This window comes from Polynucleobacter aenigmaticus, from assembly GCF_002206635.1.
Lineage (GTDB): Bacteria > Pseudomonadota > Gammaproteobacteria > Burkholderiales > Burkholderiaceae > Polynucleobacter > Polynucleobacter aenigmaticus.
This window is the reverse complement of sequence record NZ_NGUO01000016.1, coordinates 1-11,011: the sequence shown is the minus strand read 5'-3', so window position 1 is coordinate 11,011 and position 11,011 is coordinate 1. Positions and strand designations below refer to the sequence as shown.

Genomic DNA, 11,011 nt, shown 5'->3' with positions numbered 1-11,011 from the left:
CTTAGCTTGCAAGGCTGCAAGACCACCTTCATTGTAGAGTTTTTGCCAAACAGCAATGGTGCTGGGAGATGGGATATTAAAGTGGGCAGCGGCCTGATTGATGGAGAACTGATGCTGATCCATGTATTGCAAGACGGAGAGCTTGAAGTCGCTGGTATAACTTGTATAGCGCTTGGTTAGGCTGCTGAGCCCGTGTATGTTAAATGCACAGACCCATTTACGGATGCTATGGTACTGAAGGTCGTAAAGCTCCGCAGTTGTTTTGTATCCATCCCCGGTGGATAGATAGTGATTAATGACATCTAGCTTGAATTCTGAAGTGTATTTGGACATGAAAACTGCACCTTATTGGGTTGGACGAGTGTCCAACTTTTCTGGTGCAGTTCACTAAAGCTGGCTTTTCTTACATTTGGACATCTTGAGTTCCATGGGTATAGACTGGACGATGAGGCATTCAACCTCAGGAGCCAACCACCATGTCCATGAAAACTCAGCAAACCTCTCAAGCACCTGCAGGGGATGATCATCAGCAAGAATCTGGCTTTACCTTAATTGAAGTGATGGTGGTTGTAGCCATCATCGGTATTTTGGTGGCCGTTGCTGTTCCTCAATATCAAGACTACATCGCTCGTAGTCGTATCGTAGAGGGCATGAATCTGTCTTCTAGTGCAAAGCTGGCTGTGACTGAGGCTTTTGCAAGTAGAGGTACCGTACCAATGGATGAGGCGACCAATGGTTCATTTATCTTTGTGCCGACCAGAAGCGTGAAGTTAATTGAGATTACTCCATCAGGGGCTATTGCAATCAACTTTCAAAACAATGTTGCGCCAGATAATAAAAATATATTGCACCTCATACCAGCAAATGACCCAGATGCGAATGTTCCCAAGCCAATAGATTTATCTAAGCCAGAAGGCTCTACTTGGGCAGGCGGTTGGTCTTGTCGTTCCGCCGAAACAAATTTGCTGCCTCAGTTATTGCCTTCAGAGTGCCGCATTACTAAGTAATCATGATCTATTTGCTACCTTCGCGTGGCCTTTTGCTAAGCTGAACTTATGAATAAGTTGTTTGCAACATTAATACGGTCACTCACAATTATTTTATTGGCGCTCGTTACCACTAGAGCGGAGCCGTTCCTGGGTGCACCATGTGTCATTGAGGTCGAGAGCAAGCAAGTTGGAAAGGGCTCAATTGAGTATATGAAGGCTGGCAGTGGTATGCCAGTTGTCTTGTTACACGGGCTTTTTGCACAAAAAGAGCAATGGAGCGAGGTGGCATGCGAGCTCTCGTCAGCTGGTTTTATGGTCATCTCGCCAGATTTACCTGGATATGGAAAAAGCATTGATTTTCCAGATGAGGATTACCGCTTGGAAAATCAAGTGGCCCTCTTACATCGGTTTACTAATTCCTTGGGACTTTATGAAATCCATATTGCAGGGAGTTCGATGGGCGGTGCTATTGCCAGCATGTATGCCAATCAATATCCCGACCAGGCGCTTACTTTAGCTTTTATTGGGGCGCCCTTGGGCATAGGACCTTGGGGTACAAGGGTGCAAGAGGCTTTAGCCCAGGGGATTAATCCATTTATTCCAATCAATATGGATCAATTCAATTTGGAGATGGAGCTATTGTTTTATGAGCCGCCATTAGTTCCAGAGGCTATCAAAGATCAATTACTTTCTGATTACAGGGGATCTAATCGCCACTATCAACAGGTTTGGGATATCGTCAATCTTTACACAAGCCAAATTTCAAATAGCTCTCCAGCACGCATTCCAACGCTCATTCTTTGGGGCAAACAAGATCAAATATTTTCAGTGAGTGATAGCGGTGCTTTGCAATTGAAGTATCTAGGCAACCAGCATTACATCGTCCCGAAAGCAGCGCATTTACTGATGCTGGAAAAGCCCAAAGAAGTTAGTCAGAAGTACATTGAATTTTTGAGGCAAAGGTAGGCTCATTAAATCGGGTTTACAGCCTTCCACTCCCCAGACTTCCCACCACTTTTCTCTAACAGGTGGATATCACCCATCACCATACCCCTATCAACGGCTTTAGCCATGTCATAAATTGTAAGGAGGGCAACTTGGACTGCTGTGAGGGCTTCCATTTCAACTTCATGCAACCTCAATCTTGACCAAATCTTTAGGTTTACTTGGACAACATTTGGACAAAGGTTAGCACGGAGGGTAGGTTTTGAATACAAAAATCTAGTCAGAGCCTGATAAGACTCTTGTTCAATGACCCGTCAACCATTTGAGGGGTAGACTCAGTATTCCCCAGTTCCACAGCATAAGAATAGATCCAAAGACCAAGATGAGTGACGCAGAGTTCTTTGCCAAAGTAACCCCCAAAAGACTCACCTCGTTAGCCGAGAACTTTAAGAGGTCTCGTGAGGAGTTTCGCAAGGATGGAAAAGACAGGGAACTAAGAAGGGCAGGCAAAGCCCCTGTACCTGAAGTAACACGAGAAAGACTTCCCTGTGAGGTTATTCATAAGCAAGACCTTAATACTCTTCTGAGGTCGGGGCAAGTAATCCCTGCGTCTGAGTTAGCCAAGCAGAATGAAGATGCCCTGAGACTCGCTAAAGACCTTGAGGAGGCAGTTAGGTCAGAGGTATCCCATCGTAGGACAAAGATCCAAGCAGAACCTGATAAGACCTTGGTGTATTACATCCGAGAGCCTTTTGAGGAATAAGGTTTGCCCTGTAATGCCCAAGGGTTATAGTTATGAGATCAATAAAAAAGGCAGAAAATGAATAGATACGCAAAATTAGCGTTGTTGGCTATTGGAATCCTGCTACAAGTTGGCTGTGCCTCAATCACAGGTTCACGCAATCAACCTATCTCGGTAACTTCCACCCATGAAGGAAAGCCTGTTACTGGTGCCTATTGCACCTTAGTGAATGATAAGGGTACTTGGTTTGTAAATACACCGGGATCAGTTGTGATCCTAAAGGCATATGGTGATATGTCTGCAACCTGCAAGAAAGAGGAGACTCATGTTGGTGTGGCAACTTTTCAATCCGCAAACGAAGGGGCTGTTTGGGGTAATGTACTTGCGGGTGGATTAATTGGTTATGCAGTCGATGCTGGAACAGGTGCTGGCTTTTCTTATCCGCCGACGCTAAATATTGAAATGATTAAAGGAAGCACAATCCCAGCACTTCCTACTGGACCACAGGCTAATGCTGCCTCATCTCAGGCAAGCCCCGGGGTTATTATTGAAACGAAATCAACGACCGGGACGACAGCACCAAGTCCGGCTAGAGCGTCAATTATGCCGACAACTCAGTCAATGCCAGCGAACGATTCACCCAATCCAGCAAAGAAACTAGAAGATCTGAATTCAATGCTAAAGAAAGGGTTGATAACTGCGGATGAGTACAACTCTAAGAAGGCGGAGATCTTGCGGAACATGTAATGAATATTTATTTCTTATCCCTCCAATTGGATTGCTCGCTGGATGTGCCCACAATCCATCCTTAAAAAATAAACTATGTTCAGACAAGAAATCATCAACCTAGCATCCGATTGGTCCGCATATAGGGCACGCAAGACCACGGATGGCTCGCATCCAATTCATAAGTTAATTCATGATGAAATGCCCCAGTCGCTGTTGGAGTGGACTCCAAGCCCTGAGGTCTATAAGTTTCAGGGTTCAGACGGGCAGGGCAATATTCTTGCCGCACCATGGATTGCTGTATTCAATAGAAATATCACCGAGAGTGCCACTAAGGGCTACTACCTCGTTTACCTATTAAGTGAAGATCTAAAGAGGTTAGTGTTGGAGGTTGGCTTTGGTGCCACTCAATTTGAGAAGCGGTTTGGCAGGGGCAAGAAGTTCTACGAATCCGTAGATAGTGCTGTGTCAAATATGCGTTTGAATAGCAAGCATTTAGCAGATACCAGCTTGGTTGATTCATTGTCACGATCCAATATAGAAAGGGTGCACCTAGCCTCTGCGGATGACTTTAGGCTTAAGGCTTATGAGCATTGTGCAATCTATAGCCTCACTTACCAAATTGATAGCCTTCCATCTGACGAGCAATTAAAGAGAGACTACCTAGAGTACCTAACCCTCTACGACCGTATGGCTGGCAGTCTGCTTTTGGCTGAGGTGGATGACTATGTACTTGAGACCCTTGAGCCTATAAAGGTAAGTACAGACCTTGAGATCATTGAATTTGCTCTTCGTCCTAAACGCAGGGTAACCAAGGCTTCAGGTGGGTCAAGTGGGGGCAACTATCGCAGGTCTAAGAAGTCAGACAAGATTGGTAGGTTAGGTGAGGAGTTTATTGTTGACTATGAAAAGAGGCAGTTAATCAGCAAGGGGCTGACTGAATTAGCCGCAAAGGTAGTGTTTCATCGGGAGGATGCAGTTCATAGAACTCCGGGTTGGGATGTCACATCATTCTTTGACGATGGTAGACCTAAGTACATCGAGGTTAAGTCTAGTGAAGGCGACACCATTAATGACATCATCCTTACACGCAATGAATGGGCTAAGGCACAAGACCCAGCACTTGCAAACGATTACTTCATCTACTTGGTAACCAACATAACTAACAAGCCAAAGATTGAGATATTGAGGAACCCTGCAAACTATGTTTTAGATGGGAAGTTAGATATAGAGGTTGAGTCTTATTCCCTATCCCTTAGGGAGATCTAAGCTATCTGCGACCATTGATAAACATTTCGTAGTCACGCTTAACCTGTTGGGCATCCACGACCTTCCTATTCTTTGTCACATCCTCATTCGATATAACCCTGAAGTCCAAGATGTACCAGCCGCCACTAATTGGTGCGGTAAATCCCGGGGTGGTTGTAGTGGTGCTATTGATATAGGCTGTTGATCCAACTACCGATGCAGTTCCTGAAGTTGTAGATGTTCCGGGTGAAGTAATGTAATAAGTGCTAGTTTGTGAACTGGAACTGAGAACCGTGAAGTAACGCTTGCCCTTGGACTCCGTGATCTCAGATGCTCTGTACATTGCAAATTTCTCTAGATCTGCCCAATCCTTTTGCCACGCCTCACCGATCTTCACTTGATAAGTATCTTGACCAAGCTGAGTATCGACATAGCCGGGCTGAAATCCGGGGACTCTTTCTGTATATCTAACTGAGCAACCAAAGGTCAATAGGGTAATTAGTAGGAGTAGACAAGATTTATATAGGCTCATGCTTTGATTCTAGCCCTACAAAGTGAGAATCCTACTAATAGCCAACCTTTATCCACTCAATGCCCCGTTAAGATTGATTTATGGTGTACAACTGAATTAAATCAATTAACTTCGGAAGATTAAAATGCATACAGTCAGTGGAAATAGAGAGAGCAACGGTGGTAAACGAGAAGGTGCTGGTCGCAAGAGGGGTGCTGGTGCTATTAGGACTCAGGAGATTAGCAAAGCCTTCATCGAGACAAATCAAAAGACTCCACTAGACATAATCTTAATTGCAATGACTCGTGCTCATAATGAAATGCAAGAACTTGACCCAAGCGATCCGCAGTACTCAGAACTTGAAACTAGAGCGGTCAATATGGCAGTCTTAGCCGCACCTTATATTCATGCCAAACTAGCGAGTATTACTGCCGCAGTTACAGGTGGAGTTGAAATCATCGTAATAAGCGGAGTTCCTGAGCAGACTCACTAACTCTGATTTAGTGGGGGATCAGTTGGGGGATCTAGGTTTTAAATGACCTAGAGTCCCCTTTCCTTATAGCTGTTTGGCGGAAGTATCCTCTGCCTCCAAGTTGCTAAAAAATCCGTAAGTTAACCAGCCTATTAAAAACAACCGCTCCCTCCGTAAGTCACATTTATAGTATTTATAGTAAGTACTGAAAGTATCGTAAGTTCAGAAGTTCAATCACCATATGGTTCTCCTGTCTTCCCACCTGTTTTATTGCCTACAGTACAGTTTGAACTTACTAAACTTCTGACTTACGGACCCAGCCCTATTTTCTCGAGAGTTCTTCTTTATAGGCATCAGTAATTAACCCATATCGAGAACCATTACGCCCCGTTGCTATTGCAAGCCAAAGTGGTTGTTTGCATTTGTCTGAAGAATAAGCTGTGGCAACTCGCCTTATCTTGTCTCGACCAAATGGCATACCCTGAGATTTAGCTTCCTCATAAATCTCATTGATAGACTTGCTGGTCATCGTGATTGAGTCAAAGATAAAGTCTATTAATTCTCTGTCAACCTCCATTGCAGCTTGAATCTGATGTAGAGACATCGTGTCCTCAAACTTATCTCGAGTGGTTACCTGCCTATCCTTTGTGATGTCGAAGGTATAGTTCATCATTCCGGTTGCCCTTATCTTATCTAGGAGAGTTGAGACCACTAGAGAGCCGTCATCATTCTTGACTGGGATGAAGTACATCAACTCATCAAAGTCATTACGAAGGTCGCCTACACCCTCAAAGATAGGCTTACCATCCTTATCGTCATACTTGTTTGTATGTGCCAAGCAGATGACAGTCATTCCCTTTGCAGTTAAGGATCTAAGCATCGAGTAGAAGTCCTTGGCTAGCTTCTTATTCATCATCTCTGCGAACTTCTTCAGAGTATCTAGTACCAAAACCGTACCAGCATAGTTCTCATCTGCCTTCGACATCCTGAATAACATCTCCACTACATCATTTGCCGACTTTCCTACATGCAGGTCGGGGGCAAGAAGGGTATAACCATTTTCTCTAGCGTGGTCGTGGTATCCCTTCAACTGATCAGCAGAGGCATCCACATTTACATAGAAGATCTCATAGTCCTCCTTCACCATCTCTGCACAAGCCTGAATCATGACGGTTGTCTTGCCACCATTGCCCTTGGCGACGATCACGGTTAGGTGTCCCTGTACGAGTAACCTCATCCAGCAAAATTGAATATCCGATATGTCTTTCATTAATTCCTCTGTAGTTGAAAGTCCACTCAAGTCCGCACGCCAGTCAATCTTCTTCTTTGCAGAGGTGTTGGGCATCTCTTGAACTTGGGCTAACCCAATATTGACCATTGGTCGATTAGCTAGAGCCTGTCTTGCTTCACTCTTAAGCAATGCTTTTCCTGAATTAACCATGGTTTACCTCATCAAAAAGAGTAATCAACATCTGACCCTCAAGTCTTAGTAGATCTATCTCGTCATCCCATAGACCAGTAGTCATGAGTCTCTCGAGGAGGAGGGCGACATTACTCATTGACTCACCACCGAGTTCGCAGATCTGCCTTGGAGACCACCTTCGCTTAACTGATCTCATGTGGACTGGAGGGTCTACCTTCTCGTAGAAATCACTTGCGGTAAGCCCAACCGACTCCATGATCTCAATGCCACCGCAATGGTGTGAATGACACTTAACTACAAAGGTCTCACCCTTTTCCGAGATAGACAGGGATGGATGTTTATCGTCATGGGCTGGACAGCAGGCTACCCAATCCCCATTGCCGACTTGCTTTAGCTTATCGAGCCTTGCTAGGAAGTTCTCTATCGGGGTCATTTGGATGCCTCTACACCCTCTGTCAGGAAGAAGACTCCTGAGCGATGCTTTGCCTGACCTGAAGTTGCTAGGGCTATAAGAGGAATACCAGCCTCTGTGTTGGGTTCAATGCCCTCTACGAAGACCATTGACTCAGACTGGCGGATTACTTTATGTGGCGTCCATTTGAATGATCCACCTTGCTTACTTACTGTCCAAAGTTCTTGTATGCGTTTCATATATTTATCTTCCGAAGTGAGACCTATGGGCGTGGTTATCCAATCAATGCCATAAAGACATTGCATAAGTCGTTGCTTATTTAGTTAGAGAGACTTCAGGTATTGACGGAGTTCGCCAACATTCCAGCCAACCATGTTTGGGGCTAGCTTCTTGTTCTGCGGAAACTCGCCAGCATTCATCAGTCGATAGACAGTAACTGCGGTACAGTCCCCTAGGAGAGCACAGACGGTTCTCATTCGAACGAAGGCTTCATCGGGCAGATCAACGAAGTTAGATCGTGGTGTGGGCTTGTAGATAGCCTTCTTTCGTGCTTTGATTGCTACTGCTAAGTTTGTTGCGTTCATCTTGGTAATTCCTCGTATTTGGAGGTATGATTACCGTGCCCCTGAGGCTTGGTAAACATCCGTGTTTAACAATGGGACCCCGATAGTTAAAGCTACTGGGGTCTTTCTATTTGTGCTTCCAATCCCTTATTCGCCTGTCATGTATTGCAAGATACAGGCAATTATTTTTATAACGGGTAAAGCTAATTACTCACCAACAACCCCACGATATAGCCACTTCTATTTGTAACGGGTACTGCCTCTTACTTGCAACAACTCAACAATAAAGCCGCTTTTATTTATAACGGGGACTCAATAAAGTATTACCTCTAAGCACCATTTGTTAACAATGCATATTGAGTAACTTATGGGAGAGTGAGGTACTCTCTTGATGACTTTAGGCAATCTTTTTAGCTAGTTGCTCAGGGTTTGGATGGTAATAGCGTTTGAGCATAGAGAGGCTTTTATGACCTGTGACTGCTGATAGTTCAATCAGGTTTGGGAGTTTTCCTGCTAGGCGAGTGACGGCTGTATGCCTAAGATCATGAATGCGTAAGTCGAGCAATTCAGCACGATCTCTCGCTCGTTTAAAGTTGGTTTCGAGAGCCGCAAAGTTAATGGGCAATACTCTGCCATCAATGCTTCTAGGGAGTCCTTGTAGAGTCTCTATTGCTCTTGTAGATAGCGGAACAGTTCTAGATTCACCATTCTTGGTAAGCAGGATAAATGCCGTCCTTTTGTGAATGTCTATGTTTGCCCACTTAAGTCCCAAGAGTTCGCCTCTACGCATGGCAGTCTCAAGTGCAAGAATTACAAACGGGCGGGTATAAATGTTGCGGTTAGCTTTGGGTTCGCAGGCATGCAGTAACTTCTGCTCCTCTTCATAAGTGAGGATGCGGTTTCTGCCTTGAGGTGAGGGAGGTTTGCGAACCAGTAGGACGGGATTGGCAATATTGATTCCCCACTCCCGCCTTGCTTGGTTGATGATTGATGAGAAGTAAGCTAGTTCTCTGATGACCGTACCCGCACTTACCTCTTTTAAACGCTCATCCCGATACTGGGCTATCCGACTGCTATTGAGTAAAAGAGTGTTGACCTTGGCGATCGGTTTACGCAGGATTGCCTTTAAGCGGATAGTGTCTTCTTTCACCCCACGCATGGTTGGAGTGACTTCTCGCAGATATCGCTCGATAAGTTCTCCAAAGTTGGTCTTTTGGGCTTGGTGGGTATTGGTGTAAGTTCCTCGATCCCATTCCACCTCAATACTTCTTGCCCAGCGTTCCGCATCCTCCTTCGACTGAAAGGTGCTAACTAAGGACTGCTCCCCTTTACGAGAAACACGGGCTTGCCACTTGTTACTTCTAAATCGGATTGATGCCATTTCTTATCCTTCATTTGGACAAGATTTGGACAAGACTCAAAGTTACATGCTTTGAAGCAGACTCAGGTTAGTAACCACTAGCCAGCCTTCCACTCCCCAGACTTCCCACCACTTTTCTCTAACAGGTGGATATCACCCATCACCATACCCCTATCAACGGCTTTAGCCATGTCATAAATTGTAAGGAGGGCAACTTGGACTGCTGTGAGGGCTTCCATTTCGACACCCGTGGGACCAGTAGTCTCGGCCCTGACTTGGCAGGCGATACTGCTCCCTTGTTTATTGAGAGCAAACTCCAGGCTCACATGGGTCAGAGCTAGTGGGTGGCAAAGCGGAATTAAATCCGAGGTCTTTTTGGATGCCTGAATCCCAGCAATCCTGGCAATACCCAGAACATCCCCCTTTTTATGGGTTCCTGCTTCAATCATGCTGAAGGTCTCTGGAAGCATGGTGATCTTGCCAACGGCAATGGCAATCCGGTGGGTATTGGGCTTATTTCCAACGTTGACCATGTGGGCTTGGCCACTAGTATCAAAATGAGTTAGTTTGTTCATAAGAGAAGTTTTACCATATAGGGATGCAAGGCATAAAGACATCAAACAATTCCAGCATTTTTAGGCGGATCTTAGCTGGCCAGCTCATTTTGGCCTTGGCTTGGCCAAGTGCAGGCTTCGTATATGCGGCAGGACCAGCAACTTCCTCTGTAACGGGGGATGTATCCGTACAGGGCGAGTCTGCAGCTTTACAAAATTTAGGTAGGGCCGTTCAATCCCCCGACGCCCGCTCCTCAAACTTGCCATCACGCAATACACCCCAAACTCAGCAAAGCTTTGTGCTCCCAGATATGGGAGATCCTGGTGGTGATAGCTTAAGTCGCATGGATGAGAAGAAATATGGCGAGATGATCATGCGTCAGATTCGTCCGGATGCTGATTACTCCAATGATTTGCCAATCTATGATTTTCTAAATCAAATGGAACGACGTTTATTGGAGGCTGCAAAACGTTTGCAATTGGGCGGCGCTAATGAACAGGGTAGTGGAGCCTACAATTTTGAAGTGTTTGCCGTTAAAGATAGCAGCATTAATGCGTTTGCATTGCCTGGTGGGTTTATTGGCTTTCATACGGGGTTATTGGTTAGCGCTGAAACAGATTCAGAAGTAGCTTCAGTTATGGGGCATGAGACGGGGCATGTTTTACAGCGTCACCTGGCACGTCAGATGGATAAGCAAACCACCAATACGATGATTGCTTTGGCAGGCATATTGTTGGGCGCTTTAGCCGCCTCTCGCAATCCAGGCGCCGCTTCTGGTCTGATGCAGGGCGGTCAAGCCGTTGCAGTGAATAACCAGCTCTCCTATTCAAGGGATGCAGAGCGCGAGGCAGATCGTATCGGCTTTCAGATACTGGCCGCTAGTGGTTATGACGTCAATGGCGCACCAGGATTTTTTCAGCGCTTACAAAAAGCAACTGGAATTATGGATAGCGGGGTTCCTTCCTATGTGCGTACTCACCCCTTAACTACTGATCGCATTGCAGACATGCAGGATCGCGCTCGAAATATCGCCAATAGAACGATCTACGTAGTCGTCGGAGACAC

15 protein-coding genes and 1 pseudogene are annotated in these 11,011 nt (G+C 45.5%); 7 read left to right on the top strand and 9 right to left on the bottom strand.

The window, feature by feature from the left end; translation table 11 throughout:
• Positions 1-333 (bottom strand): helix-turn-helix domain-containing protein (locus CBI30_RS09625; protein ID WP_143744384.1); only part of this gene is annotated, 333 nt, incomplete at its 3' end.
• A 143-nt stretch (positions 334-476) separates the two neighbouring features.
• Between CBI30_RS09625 and CBI30_RS09620 the strand changes: the two genes are divergently transcribed.
• Both CBI30_RS09620 and CBI30_RS09615 read left to right on the top strand, forming a co-directional pair.
• Positions 477-1,007: a pilin gene (locus tag CBI30_RS09620; RefSeq protein WP_276207151.1), complete on the top strand. Its 531-nt coding sequence runs from the start codon at positions 477-479 to the stop codon at positions 1,005-1,007.
• 48 nt (positions 1,008-1,055) lie between these two features.
• The gene (locus tag CBI30_RS09615; protein WP_088528086.1) at positions 1,056-1,955 is read left to right on the top strand and encodes an alpha/beta fold hydrolase; all 900 of its coding nucleotides are present in this window, start codon (positions 1,056-1,058) and stop codon (positions 1,953-1,955) included.
• A gap of 5 nt (positions 1,956-1,960) precedes the next feature.
• On the opposite strand, the pseudogene CBI30_RS09610 reads toward CBI30_RS09615, so the two are convergent.
• Positions 1,961-2,116 (bottom strand): annotated as a pseudogene (locus CBI30_RS09610) (cyclic pyranopterin monophosphate synthase MoaC); the annotation flags it as partial.
• 200 nt (positions 2,117-2,316) lie between these two features.
• Between CBI30_RS09610 and CBI30_RS09605 the strand changes: the two are divergent.
• From CBI30_RS09605 to CBI30_RS09595, 3 genes are all read left to right on the top strand, one after another.
• Entirely contained in the window at positions 2,317-2,697 is a 381-nt protein-coding gene (locus CBI30_RS09605; protein WP_088528084.1) for a hypothetical protein, read from the top strand.
• 57 nt (positions 2,698-2,754) lie between these two features.
• Positions 2,755-3,423 carry an SHOCT domain-containing protein gene (locus tag CBI30_RS09600; protein ID WP_088528083.1) on the top strand — a complete coding sequence of 223 codons (669 nt, stop codon included), beginning with the start codon at positions 2,755-2,757 and terminating at the stop codon, positions 3,421-3,423.
• A gap of 75 nt (positions 3,424-3,498) precedes the next feature.
• A complete protein-coding gene (locus CBI30_RS09595; RefSeq protein ID WP_088528082.1) occupies positions 3,499-4,671 on the top strand; it encodes an MrcB family domain-containing protein in 1,173 nt (390 codons plus the stop codon).
• Position 4,672: 1 nt separating this feature from the next.
• Here CBI30_RS09595 and CBI30_RS09590 read toward each other — a convergent pair whose 3' ends face one another.
• A complete protein-coding gene (locus tag CBI30_RS09590; protein ID WP_088528081.1) occupies positions 4,673-5,182 on the bottom strand; it encodes a CC0125/CC1285 family lipoprotein in 510 nt (169 codons plus the stop codon).
• 124 nt (positions 5,183-5,306) lie between these two features.
• On the opposite strand from CBI30_RS09590, the gene CBI30_RS09585 reads away from it, so the two are divergent.
• Positions 5,307-5,654 carry a hypothetical protein gene (locus CBI30_RS09585; RefSeq protein WP_088528080.1) on the top strand — a complete coding sequence of 116 codons (348 nt, stop codon included), beginning with the start codon at positions 5,307-5,309 and terminating at the stop codon, positions 5,652-5,654.
• A 301-nt stretch (positions 5,655-5,955) separates the two neighbouring features.
• Here CBI30_RS09585 and CBI30_RS09580 read toward each other — a convergent pair whose 3' ends face one another.
• The 6 genes from CBI30_RS09580 to moaC form a co-directional block, all read right to left on the bottom strand.
• Positions 5,956-7,074 carry an AAA family ATPase gene (locus CBI30_RS09580; RefSeq protein WP_088528079.1) on the bottom strand — a complete coding sequence of 373 codons (1,119 nt, stop codon included), beginning with the start codon at positions 7,072-7,074 and terminating at the stop codon, positions 5,956-5,958.
• Positions 7,067-7,489: a CHC2 zinc finger domain-containing protein gene (locus tag CBI30_RS09575; protein ID WP_088528078.1), complete on the bottom strand. Its 423-nt coding sequence runs from the start codon at positions 7,487-7,489 to the stop codon at positions 7,067-7,069. Before CBI30_RS09575 ends, CBI30_RS09580 begins: the two co-directional genes overlap by 8 nt.
• Positions 7,486-7,707 (bottom strand): hypothetical protein, encoded by a 222-nt coding sequence (locus tag CBI30_RS09570; protein WP_143744383.1) that lies wholly within the window; start codon positions 7,705-7,707, stop codon positions 7,486-7,488. The genes CBI30_RS09575 and CBI30_RS09570 overlap by 4 nt, the downstream gene beginning before the upstream one ends.
• A gap of 84 nt (positions 7,708-7,791) precedes the next feature.
• Positions 7,792-8,052 carry a helix-turn-helix transcriptional regulator gene (locus tag CBI30_RS09565; protein WP_088528076.1) on the bottom strand — a complete coding sequence of 87 codons (261 nt, stop codon included), beginning with the start codon at positions 8,050-8,052 and terminating at the stop codon, positions 7,792-7,794.
• A gap of 376 nt (positions 8,053-8,428) precedes the next feature.
• Positions 8,429-9,412 (bottom strand): site-specific integrase, encoded by a 984-nt coding sequence (locus CBI30_RS09560; protein WP_088528075.1) that lies wholly within the window; start codon positions 9,410-9,412, stop codon positions 8,429-8,431.
• Between the two features lie 77 nt (positions 9,413-9,489).
• The gene (moaC, locus tag CBI30_RS09555) at positions 9,490-9,966 is read right to left on the bottom strand and encodes a cyclic pyranopterin monophosphate synthase MoaC (protein ID WP_088528087.1); all 477 of its coding nucleotides are present in this window, start codon (positions 9,964-9,966) and stop codon (positions 9,490-9,492) included.
• A 23-nt stretch (positions 9,967-9,989) separates the two neighbouring features.
• Here moaC and CBI30_RS09550 point away from each other — a divergent pair.
• A partial coding sequence (locus tag CBI30_RS09550) for a M48 family metallopeptidase (RefSeq protein WP_145977793.1) occupies positions 9,990-11,011 on the top strand: 1,022 nt, incomplete at its 3' end.

What these genes read in the sequence shown, in the direction of transcription:
- CBI30_RS09620 (WP_276207151.1), top strand. Translation starts at nt 477, where the DNA reads ATGTCCATGAAAACTCAGCAAACCTCTCAAGCACCTGCAGGGGATGAT.
- CBI30_RS09615 (WP_088528086.1), top strand. Translation starts at nt 1,056, where the DNA reads ATGAATAAGTTGTTTGCAACATTAATACGGTCACTCACAATTATTTTA.
- CBI30_RS09605 (WP_088528084.1), top strand. Translation starts at nt 2,317, where the DNA reads ATGAGTGACGCAGAGTTCTTTGCCAAAGTAACCCCCAAAAGACTCACC.
- CBI30_RS09600 (WP_088528083.1), top strand. Translation starts at nt 2,755, where the DNA reads ATGAATAGATACGCAAAATTAGCGTTGTTGGCTATTGGAATCCTGCTA.
- CBI30_RS09595 (WP_088528082.1), top strand. Translation starts at nt 3,499, where the DNA reads ATGTTCAGACAAGAAATCATCAACCTAGCATCCGATTGGTCCGCATAT.
- CBI30_RS09590 (WP_088528081.1), bottom strand. Translation starts at nt 5,182, where the DNA reads ATGAGCCTATATAAATCTTGTCTACTCCTACTAATTACCCTATTGACC.
- CBI30_RS09585 (WP_088528080.1), top strand. Translation starts at nt 5,307, where the DNA reads ATGCATACAGTCAGTGGAAATAGAGAGAGCAACGGTGGTAAACGAGAA.
- CBI30_RS09580 (WP_088528079.1), bottom strand. Translation starts at nt 7,074, where the DNA reads ATGGTTAATTCAGGAAAAGCATTGCTTAAGAGTGAAGCAAGACAGGCT.
- CBI30_RS09575 (WP_088528078.1), bottom strand. Translation starts at nt 7,489, where the DNA reads ATGACCCCGATAGAGAACTTCCTAGCAAGGCTCGATAAGCTAAAGCAA.
- CBI30_RS09570 (WP_143744383.1), bottom strand. Translation starts at nt 7,707, where the DNA reads ATGAAACGCATACAAGAACTTTGGACAGTAAGTAAGCAAGGTGGATCA.
- CBI30_RS09565 (WP_088528076.1), bottom strand. Translation starts at nt 8,052, where the DNA reads ATGAACGCAACAAACTTAGCAGTAGCAATCAAAGCACGAAAGAAGGCT.
- CBI30_RS09560 (WP_088528075.1), bottom strand. Translation starts at nt 9,412, where the DNA reads ATGGCATCAATCCGATTTAGAAGTAACAAGTGGCAAGCCCGTGTTTCT.
- moaC (WP_088528087.1), bottom strand. Translation starts at nt 9,966, where the DNA reads ATGAACAAACTAACTCATTTTGATACTAGTGGCCAAGCCCACATGGTC.